This window comes from Candidatus Pelagibacter giovannonii (assembly GCF_012276695.1).
Taxonomy (GTDB): domain Bacteria; phylum Pseudomonadota; class Alphaproteobacteria; order Pelagibacterales; family Pelagibacteraceae; genus Pelagibacter; species Pelagibacter giovannonii.
In genome coordinates, this window is the sequence record NZ_CP038852.1 from 1,133,567 (window position 1) to 1,151,455 (window position 17,889).

Sequence of the window (17,889 nt, forward strand, 5' to 3'; positions counted from 1 at the left end):
TTTAGATATTGCCAGATAATTTTACACTTCATTACTTAGGCAATAATTTTTTAGAAAACAACTTTATTAGAAGAGTGCATCATTCATGCTTTTTGCGTGGGTTATGTATTGGATTTATTATGATTATAAAAGATATAGCTAAACAAGAAATTTCAGAAATAGGTAATATTTTACCTTTAAAAAAAAATAATATTATTCCAATAAAAATTAATAAATCGATAGAAATAGTCGTAGTTCCTAATTTTGGTCCAAAAAATTCGCATCAAGATAACGTTGGAATTATTCTAGAAGAAAAAAATGTTCTAAGGATTTTATCTAAACGATATAAAAATGTTTTAATTACTGAAATTAATTCAGAAGAAGACCTTGAAGCCCTAGTTAAAAGAAAGCCTGATTTAGTATTCTCTGGTGTTAAATACTTCTTTTTTAATAATAGGAAAATATGGCTAAATGATTATTTAGAAATGTTTGAAATTCCATATATCGCCTCAAGTAAAGCAGCTCTTGATAATGAAAGTGATAAAAATAGAGCAAAGAAGATTATGCAAAAAAATAATATTAGAACTGCAGATTTTTTTATAACGAACCCAGGTGAATATTTAACTAAAAGTTCAATACCAATAAAATTTCCACTTTTTATAAAGCCAGTAACAGGTGGAGACAGTAGAGGGGTAGACAAAAATTCAATTGTATTTAATTTTAAAGATTTTACCTCAAAAGTATTAGATATTAAGACAAAACAAAACTCTCCTTCTTTAGTTGAAACATATTTAGCAGGAAAAGAATATAGCGTTGGTATTTTTGAAGATAGCATTGATGGAACTTTAAGAGCTATGCCAATTGAAATTATTGTAAAAGAAAATGTAGACGGTCATTGTATCCTTGATTTTAATGTTAAAAAAAATGATGAAGAGAGTGTAATTCTTGTTTCAGATATTGTAGTTTTTGACAAACTTTCAAAACTAGCAAAAGATTCGTTCAAAGCCTTGGGTGGAAAATCTTTAGGTAGAATAGATATTAAAATGGATCACTTAGGTGTTCCTCATTTTATAGAAGCAAACTTAATGCCGGGTCTTCGAAAAGGATATTTTTATAGATCATGTGTACTAAATCTTGATATGAGTTACGAAGATATGATTTTCAGTATTGCAAATACTGGTTTGTCTTCACATTAAATATCTTGAAGCGCAGTTACTGTAATCTCTTTTGTTTTTAAAGATCTAATCCCCATCAGGCAAGCTTGAGCAGTAGACATGTTTGTACAATAAGGAACTTTATTACCTAGTGTAGCTCTTCTTAAAGCCATTGCATCCTGAAGACGATGTTCACTATTTCCACCACCCGTATTAATAACTAAAGCAATTTTTTTAGAATTTAATACATCAACGATATGAGGAGATCCTCCACTTACCTTGTTTATTGTTTTACATTTTATTCCATTTTCACGAATATATTCAGCTGTTCCACCTGTTGCACATAAAGTGAAATTTAATTTTATTAATTGTTTTGCAAGATCTACACCTTCATCTTTATGACCATCTTTAAGAGAAATAAATGCTAGACCTTTTGTTGGTAATGAATTCGATGCAGCAATTTGGCTTTTTGCGTAAGCCATACCAAAATCCTTATCAAACCCCATAACTTCACCTGTTGATTTCATCTCAGGTCCTAACAATAAATCACTATTTGGGAATTTATTGAAAGGAAATACAGCTTCTTTAACTGCAAACAGGTTTTTGTTTTTACCTTTTAAGTTAAATTTAGATAATTTTTCACCAGCCATTACACGTGATGCAATTTTAGCAAGAGGAAGACCTTTTGCTTTAGATACAAAAGGAACCGTTCTGCTTGCTCTTGGATTTACTTCGATTACATAAATTTCATCATTTTTAATGGCAAATTGAATGTTCATAAAACCTTTAACATTTAATGCTAAAGCTAATTTTTTTGTTTGAACTTCTATTTCAGTTATCAGCTTTGGTTTAATTGATATGGGAGGCAAACTACACGCAGAATCTCCTGAGTGAATACCTGCTTCTTCAATATGCTGCATGATACCTGCAACAAATACTTGCTTACCATCAGATATTGCATCAACATCAACTTCCATAGCGTGACTGATAAACTTATCTATTAATATGGGATTATCTTCTGCAGCTTTAAATGCTTCTTCTACAAAGTTTTTTAATTGGCTTTTTTCATGAACAATTTCCATTGCTCTTCCACCTAATACATAAGAAGGTCTAACCATTAAAGGCAGACCAATTTTTTCAGCAATTTGAATGGCTTGCTTGTAAGTTTTAGCAATACCACTTTCTGCTTGTTTTAATTTTAATCTATCAAGTAATTTTCTAAATCTATCTCTATCTTCAGCAAGATCTATTGAGGTGTACTGTGTCCCTAAAATGGGAAGTTTGTTGTCATGCAGAAATTTTGCAAGTCTTATAGGAGTTTGTCCACCAAACTGAGCGATGATCCCTACAAGAGTTCCTTTTTGCTGTTCTTTTTTAATAATATTATAAACATACTCTTCTTTAAGAGGTTCAAAATAAAGTCTATCACTTGTGTCGTAGTCTGTTGAAACCGTCTCAGGATTACAGTTAATCATTATGGTTTCAAAACCGCTATCTTTAAGAGCATAACTTGCTTGGCAGCAACAATAATCAAACTCAATACCTTGGCCTATACGGTTTGGTCCACCACCCAAGATTATAATTTTTTTTCTTGAAGAAGGTTCTGCTTCACACTCTGTATTTAGCGCATAATTTCTTTGGTATGTTGAATACATGTAAGGGGTGAACGATTTAAATTCAGCAGCACAGGTATCTACTTTTTTGTAAACTGGTAATACTTTTAAAGCAGTTCTTTTTTTTCTAACAAGTTCTTCAGAAATTTTAGTAATTTCAGATAATTTTTTATCAGAAAAACCTATTGATTTAATTCTGTTAAACTCATTATAATTTTTAGGAAGGCCTCTTTTTTGTATTTTATTTTCTTCATCAACAATTTCTTTTATTTGCTCTAAAAACCAAGGGTCTATCTTACAAAGTTGGTGAACTCTTTTAATGTTTATTTTTTTTCTAAAGGCTTCAGCAGCTAACAATATTCTGTTTGGAATATTTTTTTTAAGTTCTTTTTCTATTTCTTTTTTGTTAAGTGAAAAAATTCGATCTAAGCCTGAAAAGCCAATTTCAAGAGAAACCAATGCTTTTTGAAGAGATTCTTTAAAGTTTCTCCCAATCGCCATTGCTTCACCCACTGATTTCATTGAAGTTCCAAGAACTGCTTCAGAAGTAGAAAATTTTTCAAAAGTAAACCTTGGTATTTTGGTTACCACATAGTCAATACTTGGTTCAAAAGAAGCAGGTGTTGTTTTTGTAATTTCATTTTTTAATTCATCAAGCGTGTAGCCAACAGCAAGTTTTGCAGCAACTTTTGCAATTGGAAACCCTGTTGCTTTAGAGGCAAGGGCAGATGAACGTGACACTCTTGGGTTCATTTCAATGATAACCATTCTGCCATCTTTAGGATTGATTGCAAATTGTACATTTGATCCACCTGTTTCTACTCCAATTTTTCTAAGACAAGCAATTGAGGCATTTCTCATAACTTGGTATTCTTTATCGGTAAGTGTTAGAGCAGGTGCAACGGTAATTGAGTCTCCTGTGTGAATTCCCATTGGGTCTATGTTTTCAATAGAGCAAATAATAATACAGTTGTCTTTTTTGTCTCTGACAACTTCCATTTCGAACTCTTTCCAACCCTCAAGGCATTCTTCAATTAAAATTTGGCTAACAGGGGATTCGTGTAAACCATCTTTAACTATTTTAAGATATTCTTTTTCAGTTTTCGCAATTCCTCCACCCAAACCACCTAAAGTAAAAGCAGGTCTAATGATTGCAGGCAACCCAATTTGTTTTAAAGCTTTTGCAGCATCTCTAACATGATTTACCACTTTAGATTTTGGTAAGTCCAAACCAATATCCAACATGTTTTTTCTGAATTTTTTTCTGTCCTCCGCATTAGAGATTGCCTTAGAATTTGCACCAATTAACTCAATTTTATATTTTTTAAGAATTCCTTTTTTCTCTGCCTCCATTGCTAAATTCAAAGCAGTTTGGCCACCCATTGTTGGTAAAATTGCATCTGGTTTCTCTTTTTTTAGAATTTTTTCTAATACCTCTAACGTTATTGGCTCAATATAAGTTTTATCTGCAACACCAGGGTCCGTCATGATCGTTGCTGGGTTAGAGTTAATTAAAATAACTTTATAACCTTCATCTTTAAGAGCTTTACAGGCTTGTGTCCCTGAGTAGTCAAACTCACAGGCTTGACCAATGATTATTGGTCCAGCACCAACGACTAATACAGTTTTAAGATTTTTTCTTTTTGGCATTTTTTTTTATGTTGTTAATAAATTCTTCAAATAAATAAACACTATCTTGTGGTCCAGGATTTGATTCAGGGTGATATTGAACAGAAAAAACAGGTTTATTTTTTAATCTAATTCCTTCGATACAATTATCAAATAAAGATTTGTGAGTGACTTGTATATTCTTTGGTAATGTCGCCCTTACAATTTCAAAGCCATGGTTTTGACTGGTGATTTCTACATTATCTTTAATTAAGTTTTTAACTGGATGGTTAGCACCTCTATGACCTAGTTTCATTTTTTTAGTTTTTGCACCAAGTGCTAAAGCTAGAATTTGATGACCAAGACAAATACCAAAAATAGGTAAATTATTTTTGATTAATTCTTTAATAATTTCAATTGCATATTTACCAGTTGCCGCAGGATCTCCTGGGCCATTAGATAAAAAGATCCCATTTGGCTTTAATTTAAGGATGTCTTTAGCACTCGTTTTGCACGAAACCACTGTTACTTTACAATTAAGATCTGAGAAATACCTTAGGATGTTTTTCTTAATACCATAGTCGATTGCAACAACGTGTAATGAGTTTTTTTTATTTTTTAAGTAACCAGTTTCTTTTTTCCAAGTTTTAAAACCTGACCAAATATAATTTTTTTTAGTAGTTACTTGTTCTGCTAAGTCTAAATTATTTAATCCACTCCATTTTGTCGTAACATTTGCTAATTTACTAATATTGAAATTACCTTTATTAGTAAAAGAAATGGTACCTTTAGGGGCTCCTTTATCTCTAATGTAATTAGTTAAACCTCTAGTATCCAAACCAGTGATCCCAACAATTTTATTTTTTTTTAACCACAGGTCTAAATTAACTAAAGATCTATAATTAGAGGGGCTTGTTATCTCAGAGTTAAAAATTACACCTTTGGTCCAAACTTTATCAGATTCTAAATCTTGCTCGTTAGTTCCAACGTTACCAACGTGAGGAAAGGTAAAATTGATAATTTGCCCAGCGTAAGAGGGGTCTGAAATAATTTCTTGATAACCAGTTAGAGAAGTATTGAAACAGACTTCACCTGTCGTTGTTCCTTGATAGCCAATACCAACTCCTTTAAAGATAGTTTTATTTTCAAGAACTAAAACGCCTGTGTGAATCTGTGAGATTTTGTTAGAGCTAATCTTTTTTGCTTTTTTGATCAATTACAACTCATGAGTTAAAGGTTAATACAATAAAACCCTAATTATCGCAACAGAGATGTATTAAAAAATTATAAAAAAACAATTTTTCTTTTGAAGAATTTTCACTTTGCAGTAGATTAAAAAATATTATGACATTGAAAGAAAAAATAGAAACTAACTATAAAAATTCTCTAAAATCAAAAAATAAGGTTGAAATCTCAACCTACAGGTTAATTTTATCTGGAATAAAAGATCTTGATATTGTCAATCGATCTGGAGCCAACATAAAAGAAACAGACGATGATGATATAAAAAAACTTTTAAAGAAAATGATTAAGCAAAGAACCGAATCAATAGAGATCTATAAAAAGAATGAAAGAATGGATTTGTTAGAAGTTGAGCAAAATGAATTTGATCTTTTATCTAGTTTTTTACCACAGCAGTTAAGTAATGAAGAAACTAAAAAAATATGTGTAGATACAATAAATAAATTGGGTGCCGCATCAATTAAAGACATGGGTAAAGTAATGGGTGAATTAAAAAAGTCATACCCTGACAATCTAGATTTTGCTAAAGCTGGACCTTTGCTAAAAGAACTATTAAATAAATAATGAAATACCCAAAAGAGTATTTGGACGAAATTAAAACTCGTTTAAAGGTTTCGACAGTTGTATCAAAGTCTGTCAGTCTAAAAAAAAGAGGTAAAGAATTTGTAGGTTTATCACCCTTTAAAACTGAAAAAACACCTTCATTTACAGTTAATGATGAGAAGGAATTTTATCATTGTTTTGCAACATCGGAACATGGAAATATTTTTGATTTTGTAATGAAAACTCAAAATTTGAAATTTGGAGAAGCGGTAAAATCATTAGCAAATCTTGCAGGTATGAGACCTTACACATTTTCAAAGCAAGATGAAGAACGTGAAAAAAATTGGCAAGAATATTGCACAATCTACAATCAATATGTTCAATTTTATCATGATGAAATTTTAAAAAATGAAAGCTTAACTATTGTAAGAGATTATTTAAAAAAAAGAAACCTTAGTAAAGATGAGGTTAAAAATTTTAAAATAGGTTTTGTTGAAAGAAACTCAAATTTTTATAAAAAATTAAAAGATGAATTTAGTGAAAAAGTTTTGGTTGAAAGTGGTCTTTTTTATTTAGATGAAAAAAAGAATACATACGTTGAAAGATTTCGAGATAGAATAATATTTCCAATTAATAATATTTCAGGCCAACCTATTGGATTAGGAGGAAGAACCATCCAAGAAAATAGTTATTCAGCAAAATATATTAATTCTCCTGAAACACCTTTTTTTAAAAAGGGTTCTAACTTGTATAATTTAGATTTAGCTAGAAGATTATCTAATAAAATAGATCATATATATTTAGTTGAGGGATATATGGATGTAGTTGGTTTAAGTAAAAATGGAATTGAAAATGTTGTGGCAAATCTTGGAACTTCTTTAACGGATCGACAAATTTTAATGCTTAACCAATTCTTTGAAGACATCATTATCTGTTTTGATGGTGATGAAAGTGGGTATAAGGCAGCACTTAGAGCAGCAGAAAATTCAATTAAAGAATTACAACCAGAAAAACAAATCTCGTTTCTTTTTTTACCAGATGGAGAAGACCCTGATAGTTATGCAAATAAAAATGGTAAAGCAAATTTTATTGATTTTACAAAACAGGCAAAAATTTCAATTCATCAGTTTATATTTAACCATTATAAACAACAAACTGATAACAATCCTTCTTCAATGGCAATTTTTGAAAAAAAATTAAGAGCTATTGCTGCAACTATAAAAGATGATTTCATAAAAAAATATGTACTAGAGTTTTTCTTGGAGAAAATTTCATCTTTAACTCCACATAGCAATGTGGGAAAAAAACAATTTTATACTAAAAAAGTTAAATCATTACAGTCTACTCAAAAACACTTTAACGAAAGTAAATTATTGAGTGGTGTGGAGCTTAAAGAGTTCTCATTACTTTATTTGGTTATGAATAATTTAGATTTATTTCAAGAAAATATTCACACGATTGAAAATATAAATCTATTCAGTGAAGAAAATAAATTAATTCTTGAAACTTTGATAACTAAACTAAAGAGTGGAGAAAAACTTACCTTAGATCAAATTCCAATCGATCCCCAATTAACTGAAAAGATTTTTAAATTTGCTTCAATTAAGCATATTTTGAATAATCATCAAAATGATCAGAATAAAATGTTTGAATTATTAGAGGAAGTCACTAGGGACCTTAAAAACTACGATTTAGAGTTTAGGATTGAAGAGCTCGAGTCGAAGTTTTCTAAAGATTTAAGTGAAAGTACTTTTAATGAAATAAGAGAGCTAAAAAAACAAAAAAACTTCAATTAAATCCGTCAAAAAATACGTGGATTTTTCTCAAATTGGGCTTATATAAGTCATCTCAGATAAACTATTGTGGAAAGAATAATTACAAAATCATTTGCTAGACTTATGGGTCGTGGGACTCATAGAGGATTTATAACTTTTGACGAGTTGAATAAATCATTAGGTAAAAGAAATCTTTCAGACGAAAATTTAGAACAAGCCTTCATGCACATTCTTGATGAGAATGTAGCACTAGTTGAAAAAAAATCTGATTTTAAAGTTTTAAGAAAAAAAGAAAATTCATCCAAAGAAGAGGGTAAGGCTATTGAAAAAAGTGATGACCCTATAAGAATGTATCTAAGAGAGATGGGTGGAGTAGAACTCTTGTCTCGTGAAGGTGAAATTGCAATTGCCAAAAGAATAGAAGCTGGGAAAGATGTAATGCTTATAGCACTAGCACAAAGCCCAATTACTGCACAACAATTTGTAGAATGGGATGAAAAACTTCAAAGCGATGAAATTTTAGTTAGAGAAATTATTGATATTGATACTAACTACATGGAAGACGAAAATACAGGTCCAAGTGCTAAACAAAGAAATTCTGGTGAAACTGATAAAAATGTTGAAAATAATGGAGATGACGATGAATTTAATCCAACGCTTGCAGCGATGGAAACTGAAATTAAACCAAAAGTTTTAAAAACTGTTAATACTTTAACAAAAGAATATGCAAAATTAACCAAGTATCAAAAAGAAAAACTTGATTGTATTTTAAATGCAGAAAGTTTCTCAGCAGCTAAAGAAAAAGGGCATGATAAAATTGTAAGTGATATTTTAGAAAATATTAAATCATTACAGTTATCACCCTCTGTACTAGAGGAATTGGTCCAAAAGCACTATGTGGAAAATAAAAAAATTGTTTCATTAGAAGGAAATCTTTTAAGACTAGCAATGGATCAAAAAATTCCAAGAAATGAATTTATCAAGTTTTATATAGGCAATGAAATTAATCCAAATCTTAAAAAGTTCTTGGATACTAACCCTATGTGGAAACAGTTTTTCTCAAAAAATAAAGATGAATTTAAAAATATAAGAGAGAGATTAATTGAGATTAGTCATAAACTTGGAATTTCAGTCACTGATTATAAAAAAATAGTTAGCCGAGTTCAAAAGGGTGAAAAGGAGTCTAGAATTGCGAAAAAAGAAATGGTTGAAGCAAACTTAAGATTGGTAATTTCAATAGCGAAAAAATATACAAATAGAGGACTTCAATTTTTAGATCTTATTCAAGAAGGAAATATTGGCCTTATGAAAGCTGTAGATAAATTTGAATACAGAAGAGGTTATAAGTTTTCAACATATGCTACTTGGTGGATCAGACAAGCAATCACTAGATCTATTGCTGACCAAGCGCGAACGATTAGAATTCCAGTTCACATGATTGAAACTATTAATAAAATTGTAAGAACCCAAAGATTAATTTTAAGTGAGTTTGGTAGAGAGGCTACACCTGAAGAACTAGCACAAAAATTAAGAATGCCTTTAGACAAAGTTAGAAAAGTTTTAAAAATATCAAAAGAACCTGTATCTCTTGAAAAACCAGTTGGAGATGAAGAGGACAGTAGTTTAGGTGATTTTATTGAAGATACAAAAGCGTTAGCACCTTTAGAACAAGCTATTAAGTCAAATTTAGGTGAAGCTACAACTAAGATTTTATCAACTTTAACACCTAGAGAAGAAAGAGTTCTTAGAATGAGATTTGGTGTTGGAATGAATACGGATCATACCCTTGAAGAAGTAGGTCTACAGTTTTCTGTAACAAGAGAGCGTATTAGACAGATAGAGGCTAAAGCTTTAAGAAAATTAAAACACCCAAGCAGATCCAAACAGCTAAAAAGCTTTTTAGAAAGTTAAAATCCAAAGGGACTGTAGCTCAATAGTAGAGTACTGCATTGACATTGCAGGGGTAGTTGGAGCGTAACCAACCAGTCCCACCATTTTCATTATTTTTTACCTATGCTAGACATCAGTTACATTATAATATAATTAAAGTTTAATTTTTAGGGCCTGTAGCTCAGTTGGTTAGAGCAGTACACTCATAATGTATTGGTCCCAGGTTCGAGTCCTGGTGGGCCCACCAAAAATTATTTTTATAGATGATTATTTAATAAATTTTTTTAAAGTAGAAAAAAGAGCGTTGATATCCCCATTATTACTCTGAATGATGGAAGAGAATTCTTCCTTTTGAGTTCTTGCTAGACTTAAGCCTTCAATAATTAAATCTCTGATTAAAGGATTTTCAGAGTTTTTTGTATAAATTCTCCAATCAATTTTAACCTCAGGCCTTTGTTCTGTTCCAACTAAAATACTAGATACCATCGTATAATTTTCATTTAATTTTTTTTTAGATACAACTTCAATCTCTGGATTTGAGTATTCAGCCAGTCGACTAGAAAAACTTTTTAAAAAGTATTGTTCAAAAAGCATTTCATATTGAGTTATTTCATTTTCACTTATATTCTTTCTATAAGCTCCCAAAGTGTAATAACCAATACCTTTGATATCAACTGTTTCACCTGCAATTTGTTTTAGCTTTTCTATTTTTTCTTCTTTTGAATATTTGTTATTTAACGCTTCTGAAGCTCTGTTCACTGTTGATTGAACAAACACATCTGGCTCAATTGAATGTAATTGATTAATATCAAAAAAATTAATTATGACGAAGGTAAATATTAAAAACTTTTTTAGTCTCATTAAGTTTTATGGCTTATTGATTTTCTATTTCTTCCCAATCACTATCGTTTTGGGTTTCAATTATCGCATTAGAGTTAGCTATTTTTTGTTGTCTATCTTGCAAATACAAACTTCTAACTGAAGCATAAAAATCCATAGAATTTTTTTCCAGGTTTTCAAAAGAGTCTATATTTTTTGCTCTAAAATCTATTCCAGAGCCTAGTCTTGATGCATAATAATCAAAGTCAGAAAAATGTTGAGTATTATTGGCTACAGTAACATTATACCAAACATCTCCACCAAGTAGATTTGCAAACGAGCCTACCGTATCTCTAACAGTAGAGGGTCCCAAAACAGGTAAAACGATATAGCATCCTGTACCAACACCCATAACACCAAGTGTTTGACCATAATCTTCCTTTTCATATTCTGGAAAACCAATTTTTTTTGCTACATCAAATATTCCAATAACTCCAACTGTTGTATTAACAATAAACCTACCTGTGTTAACTCCAGCTTTCGTAAATTCTCCTTGAAGAACATTGTTTGGTATTGTCACTAGATTGGATAAATTATCCAACGCATTACCTGTGCCTGTTCTAATTGGGGAAGGTAATACCCTGTAAGCTTTTGCAACTGGTTCAAAAATAATATTGTCTAAAACTTGGTTAAATTTAAATGTTGCTCTATTTACACCTTCAAAACAATCTTTAACGTCTCCTGAATTTTTTTTTGACAAGCTATTTTCACCATCTGTATCAGCACTTACGTTTGTTGATAACATTAAGCTCATTAGGGAAATTAATATAATTTTTTTCATTATTCTAAGATTATATAATATATATAATCCTAATGTAAATCATCAATTAGCTTTAAATATGACCTAAAAATGGCTTTAAAAACAATATTAAACTATTCCCCAAACTTTAGTCCTAAAAAAAGAAATTCTAAGAAAATCAAATTTATAATCTTTCATTATACGGGAATGAAAAGCGAATCTGATGCTTTAAAAAAGCTGACAGATATACAATCTGAGGTTAGCTGCCATTATTTGATTAAAAATAATGGAGAAATTGTAAAAATGGTACCTGATTTATACATTGCATGGCACGCTGGAAAATCTTCTTGGAAAAATTATAAGTCTTTAAACCAAAGTTCTATTGGAATTGAAATTACCAACCTAGGACACAAGCATGGTTATAAAAAATTTACAAAAAAACAAATTACTTCTCTTTTAAAGTTAAGTAAGTTTTTAATAAAAAAATATAAGATTAGATCTAAAAATATTTTAGGACACTCAGACATAGCAGTACTAAGAAAAAAAGACCCAGGTGAAAAATTTCCATGGAAATATTTGTCTAAAAATAGAATAGGTATATGGCATACATTAAGTAAGCAAGAGTTGACAGGCAAAAGGCAACTAAAAATAAGCAAGATAGAAGAAAATATTTTTTTCAATAACTTATTTAAGATTGGATATTCAAAAGAATATCCAAAAGATAAGGATAAGAATAAATATTTAAGAGAATTGACAAAAAATTTTCAAAGAAGGTTTAGGCAAGAGTTAATTGATGATAAGATTGATCAAGAATGCCTGATTATTAGTAAAAATCTAATTAATTCACATAATTAAATTTTTCTTGAAGTTCTATAGTTTAGTAATAAATTGCATCTGCTAGATGAACGATTTATCACTTTAATTTATTAAAGAGGAAAGTCCGGGCTCCGCAAAGACACAGTGCCAGATAATACCTGGCGGGGGAAACCCTAGGGATAGTGCCACAGAAAATATACCGCCATAACATGGCAAGGGTGAAAAGGTGTGGTAAGAGCGCACCGGTTCTATTGGTAACAATGAACGCTGGAAAACCCCACTGGGAGCAAGACTAAGTAGAGATGACATTGTTGCAAAACTAAAAGCCGTCTTTGGCTAGTCATCAGGGTTAGTTGCTTGAGCTTAAGAGTGATCTTAAGCCTAGAGAAATGATAGATTTAAATGACAGAACCCGGCTTATAGTTTATCTAGCAAACTTATCTACAGTTCAATTTTAATTAAATTTAGATGTTCACCTTTTGATTCACAATTGAATCATTTCTGTTCTTATTCTTAGTCTTAGAATTGTATTGAGGTGAAACTAAAAATTGATTTTATACTTAATGTAGATAGGTAAAAGTATTCACAATCATCGTCAAATAAGCCTAAAATGAACATATTGACTCTATGTATAAAAACCCATATTGTCCCATATATTCCCAAATAAGGAATTTATGAAATATAAAAAATATGTTTTTATCTACTTACGAGAACAAAATAGACAAAAAGGGGAGAGTATCTGTGCCTGCTAATTTTAGATCTCATCTTTCTAACTTAGGATACAACGGTGTTATCTGTTATCCCTCATTTAATAATCAGTCTATAGAAGCCTGTTCACAAGATAGAATTGAAAAACTTTCTGCAAGTATAGATTCATTAAGTCCATTTGAAGAAAAAAGAGACTATTTTGCAACATCAATTTTATCTGAGAGTATGAATTTACAATTTGATAGTGAAGGTAGAATTTCATTATCAACAAAATTATTAAAACATGCAAAAATAAAAAACAGCATGCTATTTGTTGGCCAGGGTCAGACATTCCAAATATGGGAACCAGCAGCATTTGAAAAATTTAAGATCAATGCAAGAAAAAAAGCAAATCTAAACCGTGCAAGTCTTAAATGGGAAAAACATTTTAATAACAATGAGGGGAAATAAAAATGACAATTAACTTTAAATCACCAGAAATAAAAGAATTACAACCAAGATTATTAGTTGTAGGAGTTGGCGGTGCAGGCGGAAACGCACTTAATGAAATGATTGATAGTGGACTTCAAGGAGTAGAGTTCATAGCAGTAAATACAGATGCCCAAGATTTAAAGTCAAGTAAAGCTAAAGCAAGAATTCAAATTGGTCTAAATTTAACGAAAGGCTTAGGTGCTGGAGCGAAGCATGACATTGGTCAAGCAGCTGCAGATGAATCTTTAAATGAAATTGTAAATACACTTCAGGGTGCAAACATGGTTTTTATAACTGCTGGTATGGGTGGTGGAACTGGAACGGGTGCCGCACACGTTATCGCAAGAGCTGCTAAAGAATTAAATATTTTAACAGTAGGTGTTGTAACACTTCCTTTCTTATATGAAGGACCATCAAGAATGAGAAGAGCTCAGATAGGTCTTGAAGAATTAAGAAAACATGTAGACACAATTATTGTAATTCCAAATCAAAATCTGTTTAAGGTTGCGAACGAACAAACTACATTTGAAGAATCATTTAATCTTTCAAACAATGTTTTAATGCAAGGTGTACAAAGTGTAACTGATCTAATGGTTAGACCAGGTATTGTTAATCTAGATTTTGCTGATGTTGAAACTGTAATGGCTTCAATGGGTAAAGCAATGATGGGAACTGGTGAAGCTGAAGGAGAAGATAGAGCATCTAAAGCAACAGATATGGCAATTAGCAATCCATTAATTGATGACTATACATTAAAAGGTGCAAAAGGATTATTAGTAAATATTACTGGTGGTAAGGATCTTAAACTTTTTGAAGTTGATGAAGTTGTTAACAAAATAAGAGCTGAAGTAGATCCAGAAGCTGAAGTAATTATTGGTGCCATTACATCTGGTGACCTTGATGGAAAAATCAGAGTATCAATTGTTGCAACAGCATTAGATGGTCAACAACCAGAAAGTAAATCTGTAATCAACATGGTTCACAGAATACAAAATAGAAATCCTGGTTATTCAGATTTTAACAGTATTAATTCTGCTCAATCATTTAACTTTTCACCTACGATGACTAGCCCTATTTCGCATGGAGCAAACGCATTAAAGTTAGAAAATGAAATAATTGTAGAGCCAGCTACAAACACTACATCATCAGAAATGATGAATGAGCAAACTGCTACCAATCAAGAAGTTGAAAGTATTGTTGAAAATAATCAATCAAATGATTATGAACAATCTTTTTCGGAGGAAGCACTTACAACTGCACAGCTTGAAGAAAATAGCCCAATAGAGGAACAGCATATTTCTAATGGACTTGAAAACTTTGTCGTAGAAGGTGAAGATGCGCCAGATCTATTTAGCTCGGATAGTGCAACTTCAGAGGCAGAAGGATTTTTATTAAATGAAACTTCCGAAAATACCCCAGAAGATGATGATCTAGAAATACCAGCATTTTTAAGAAGACAAAAGAATTAATGGTCCTCAAAAAAATAAATGATAGCCACCATAATACCAGATGTGAGAAATCATTATCCGGTATTGCTAAGTGAAATAATTAGCATAATTACCCCTCAATATGGTGGCACATTTATTGACTGTACTTTCGGTCAAGGCGGATACACAAAAAAAATACTAAATTTCCCAGCAACAAAAGTAATTGCATTAGATAGAGATTCTGAGAGTTATAAAAAAGCTCAAGAACTTCAAAATAGTTTTGAAGATAGGCTGTTATTTAAAAATATTAAATTTAGTCAATTAAATAATCTAAAGTTAAAGGATGAAAATATCAAAGCTGTAATTTTTGATTTAGGGTACTCATTGAATCAGATTAAAGACCCAAAAAAAGGTCTTTCATTTGATACTGTAGGTGAACTTAATATGAAAATGGGTATGAATGATTTTTCAGCAAAAGAAGCAATTAATCAATTAGATGAAAAAGAACTTACAAAGATATTTAAATATTTTGGTGATGAATTAGATAGTAAAAGAATAGCACACAATATTGTTGAAGATAGATCCAAAAGAGAAATAACAACAGAAGAGTTAGTTAGAATTATAGAGTCTTCAAAAAGAAAAAGAAATTATAAGACACATAGTGCAACTAAAGTTTTCCAAGCATTAAGAATATTTGTAAATAAAGAAATTAGTGAACTAATTTATGGATTAATTAATGCCGCTAAAGTTGTTAAAAAAGATGGTGTTATTGCAGTTGTAACATTTCATTCTCTAGAAGATAAAATTGTTAAATACTTTTTTAAAAGTTTGTCTGAAAATAAAAGTGTCTCAAGACATATGCCAAAAACTGAAGAAAAATTAAATCTATTTAAGTCTGTTATAAAAAAGCCAATAATACCAAGTGACAAAGAAATTAGAGAAAATCCACCCTCTAGATCGGCCAAGTTACGTTATGTAATTAAAAAAGAAGACTTTTTTGACTTTGAAACAGATATCTTGAATAAATTTAAACATTTAATTGATATTGAGAATTTGTCAAAAAAACTATGAAACAATTAGTGTTAACTGTTATTTTTGTATTAATATTAATCACATCACTGGTTAAAAATTCCACAAAAGAAATAGAAGATCAAATTTTTGCAATCAAAGAAAATATAAGACCTTTAAAAGCGGAACGTGAAGATGTGCTGCTTGAGTTTAATTATTTGAGTTCTCCTGAAAAATTAGTTCAGTATCAGACACAATATTTTGAAAAAGACTTAATTAAAATTGAAATTACAAATATTAAAGAAATCATTGAAAACAATGAAACTTTAGAAATAAACAACTTAATCAGCAAGTATAGTAATGAATAATAAAAAAAATATTATTTTAGAAGAATATGAAAATGAATTTTCATATAAAAAAAGTAAAACTAATTTAGATATACAGTTTAATAGAATAGCTTTTATTTTTTTTGTTTTCTTAATGATTTCAGTAATTTATTCAATACAATTGCTTCATTTAGGCTCCTTAAAAACCGAAGATAGCAAGAAATTCTTAACTGAAAATAAAAACCATAGAGCAGACATACTTGATAGAAATGGAAATTATTTAGTTAAAACAGTTAAGTCGATAGATATTGGTATTAACCCTATTGAGGTAATTGATAAAAAAAAACTCTTAATTAATCTACAGTTAATATTCCCCAATAAAGACTATGCTGAAGTCATAAAAAAACTTAAAAAAAATAAATTCTTTTATTTTGAAAAAAAAATATCTTCTGAAAACTATGAAAAAATCATGCTACTAGGAGATAAATCGATTAAATCAGAAGAAAAACTAACTAGAATTTATCCTCAAAAAAACCTCTTTAGTCATATTATTGGTCAAATAGATGATGACAATAAAGGTATATCAGGACTTGAAAAATCTTTTAATGAAAAATTAAAACAAACAAGCGAACCACTTAAATTAACAGTAGATACTGACATACAATTTTTAATTAGAGAAGAATTAGTAAAGTTTCAATCTATATTTAGAAGCAAAGGTAGTACTGCAATTTTGATGAATGTTAATAATGGAGAAATTATATCTATGGTTTCTTATCCAGATTTTGATCTCAATAAAAGAGAGAAGATAGTGGATGTCAATTTTATTAATAGAGCAACAAAAGGAGTATTTGAATTAGGCTCAGTATTTAAAACTTTTACAGTAGCAGCTGGATTAGAGGAAGGTTTAATTAATACTGACACAGAATTTTTAAATTTAGAAAAAAGATTACAATGTGGAAAAAGTAGTATATCTGAATATGACAATGAAATACCATCCAATCTTACTGTAGAACAAATTTTAATCAGGTCTGGAAACATAGGTTCTGTAAGAATTGGACAAAAATTAGAAATTGTTAAATTAAAAGCTTTTTTAGAAAAAATTGGAATCCTAAGTAAAATAAATTTTGACATAGAGGAAGTTGGAGAGCCTATTCCATTTAGGTGGGGAAAATGTAAACTAGCGACCGTGTCTTTTGGGCATGGAATAACTACAACTCCACTACAGCTAGCAAAAGCTTATGCAATAATTTCAAACGGTGGTTTTGCTGTTGAACCCAGCTTAATAAAAAGTGAGTTAAGAAATAATCAGCAAAAAAAAAGAATAATCAAAGCTGGTATTTCAGAAAAAATAAACCTGATACTCAGAAAAATTGTAACTACTACAGAAGGTACAGCGGGGCTTGTAAACATTAAAGGTTATGAAGTTGGTGGAAAAACAGGAACTGCTCAAAAAACAATAGTAGGCGGCTATTCTAAAGCAAAAGTTAATACATTTGCGGGTATTTTTCCTACCTCTAAACCCAAATATGTACTGATAGTTCTACTCGATGAGCCGAAAACATCATCAGATTACGTATATGAATATAAAAATAAAAAAGGTTCATATAAAGGAACACCATTTAATACAGCAGGCTGGACATCTGTTGAGGTAGCAGGAAAAATGATAGAAAAAATTGGTCCTATTCTAGCCACAAAATATATAGAAAATTAA

At 30.3% G+C, this 17,889-nt stretch carries 14 protein-coding genes, 2 tRNA genes and 1 other RNA gene; 13 read left to right on the top strand and 4 right to left on the bottom strand.

The window, feature by feature from the left end; genetic code table 11:
* Positions 1-119 precede the first annotated feature (119 nt).
* Positions 120-1,175 (top strand): D-alanine--D-alanine ligase family protein, encoded by a 1,056-nt coding sequence (locus E5R92_RS06170; protein WP_168607216.1) that lies wholly within the window; start codon positions 120-122, stop codon positions 1,173-1,175.
* Here E5R92_RS06170 and carB read toward each other — a convergent pair.
* Together carB and carA are read right to left on the bottom strand one after the other, a co-directional pair.
* A complete protein-coding gene (gene carB, locus E5R92_RS06175) occupies positions 1,172-4,396 on the bottom strand; it encodes a carbamoyl-phosphate synthase large subunit (protein WP_168607217.1) in 3,225 nt (1,074 codons plus the stop codon). The two genes, E5R92_RS06170 and carB, sit on opposite strands and share 4 nt — an antisense overlap.
* Positions 4,374-5,570: a glutamine-hydrolyzing carbamoyl-phosphate synthase small subunit gene (carA, locus tag E5R92_RS06180; protein ID WP_168607218.1), complete on the bottom strand. Its 1,197-nt coding sequence runs from the start codon at positions 5,568-5,570 to the stop codon at positions 4,374-4,376. The genes carB and carA overlap by 23 nt, the downstream gene beginning before the upstream one ends.
* 128 nt (positions 5,571-5,698) lie before the next feature.
* Between carA and E5R92_RS06185 the strand changes: the two genes are divergently transcribed.
* The 5 genes from E5R92_RS06185 (at position 5,699) to E5R92_RS06205 (ending at position 10,051) form a co-directional block, all read left to right on the top strand.
* Positions 5,699-6,160, top strand: coding sequence for a GatB/YqeY domain-containing protein (locus E5R92_RS06185; RefSeq protein WP_168607219.1), 462 nt, complete (start codon positions 5,699-5,701; stop codon positions 6,158-6,160).
* Entirely contained in the window at positions 6,160-7,935 is a 1,776-nt protein-coding gene (gene dnaG / locus E5R92_RS06190) for a DNA primase (RefSeq protein ID WP_168607220.1), read from the top strand. Before E5R92_RS06185 ends, dnaG begins: the two co-directional genes overlap by 1 nt.
* 66 nt (positions 7,936-8,001) lie before the next feature.
* Complete coding sequence (rpoD, locus tag E5R92_RS06195) at positions 8,002-9,825, top strand: RNA polymerase sigma factor RpoD (protein ID WP_168607221.1); 1,824 nt, start codon at positions 8,002-8,004, stop codon at positions 9,823-9,825.
* A gap of 8 nt (positions 9,826-9,833) precedes the next feature.
* Positions 9,834-9,908: transfer RNA gene (locus E5R92_RS06200), tRNA-Val, on the top strand.
* A gap of 66 nt (positions 9,909-9,974) precedes the next feature.
* Positions 9,975-10,051, top strand: a tRNA-Ile gene (locus E5R92_RS06205).
* A gap of 20 nt (positions 10,052-10,071) precedes the next feature.
* Here the strand turns inward: E5R92_RS06205 and E5R92_RS06210 are convergent.
* Positions 10,072-10,665 carry an MlaC/ttg2D family ABC transporter substrate-binding protein gene (locus E5R92_RS06210; RefSeq protein ID WP_168607222.1) on the bottom strand — a complete coding sequence of 198 codons (594 nt, stop codon included), beginning with the start codon at positions 10,663-10,665 and terminating at the stop codon, positions 10,072-10,074.
* A 13-nt stretch (positions 10,666-10,678) separates the two neighbouring features.
* Positions 10,679-11,464 (bottom strand): MlaA family lipoprotein, encoded by a 786-nt coding sequence (locus E5R92_RS06215; protein WP_168607223.1) that lies wholly within the window; start codon positions 11,462-11,464, stop codon positions 10,679-10,681.
* 165 nt (positions 11,465-11,629) lie between these two features.
* On the opposite strand from E5R92_RS06215, the gene E5R92_RS06220 reads away from it, so the two are divergent.
* The 7 genes from E5R92_RS06220 (at position 11,630) to E5R92_RS06250 (ending at position 17,889) form a co-directional block, all read left to right on the top strand.
* Positions 11,630-12,277, top strand: coding sequence for an N-acetylmuramoyl-L-alanine amidase (locus E5R92_RS06220; protein WP_229704518.1), 648 nt, complete (start codon positions 11,630-11,632; stop codon positions 12,275-12,277).
* Positions 12,278-12,319: 42 nt separating this feature from the next.
* Positions 12,320-12,674: RNase P RNA component class A (gene rnpB, locus E5R92_RS06225), an RNA gene on the top strand.
* A gap of 254 nt (positions 12,675-12,928) precedes the next feature.
* A complete protein-coding gene (gene mraZ, locus E5R92_RS06230) occupies positions 12,929-13,396 on the top strand; it encodes a division/cell wall cluster transcriptional repressor MraZ (protein WP_168607225.1) in 468 nt (155 codons plus the stop codon).
* A gap of 2 nt (positions 13,397-13,398) precedes the next feature.
* Complete coding sequence (ftsZ, locus tag E5R92_RS06235; RefSeq protein ID WP_168607226.1) at positions 13,399-14,886, top strand: cell division protein FtsZ; 1,488 nt, start codon at positions 13,399-13,401, stop codon at positions 14,884-14,886.
* An 18-nt stretch (positions 14,887-14,904) separates the two neighbouring features.
* Positions 14,905-15,915 (top strand): 16S rRNA (cytosine(1402)-N(4))-methyltransferase RsmH, encoded by a 1,011-nt coding sequence (gene rsmH / locus E5R92_RS06240; RefSeq protein WP_168607227.1) that lies wholly within the window; start codon positions 14,905-14,907, stop codon positions 15,913-15,915.
* Positions 15,912-16,220 carry a cell division protein FtsL gene (locus E5R92_RS06245; RefSeq protein ID WP_168607228.1) on the top strand — a complete coding sequence of 103 codons (309 nt, stop codon included), beginning with the start codon at positions 15,912-15,914 and terminating at the stop codon, positions 16,218-16,220. Before rsmH ends, E5R92_RS06245 begins: the two co-directional genes overlap by 4 nt.
* Positions 16,207-17,889, top strand: coding sequence for a peptidoglycan D,D-transpeptidase FtsI family protein (locus E5R92_RS06250; protein WP_168607474.1), 1,683 nt, complete (start codon positions 16,207-16,209; stop codon positions 17,887-17,889). The genes E5R92_RS06245 and E5R92_RS06250 overlap by 14 nt, the downstream gene beginning before the upstream one ends.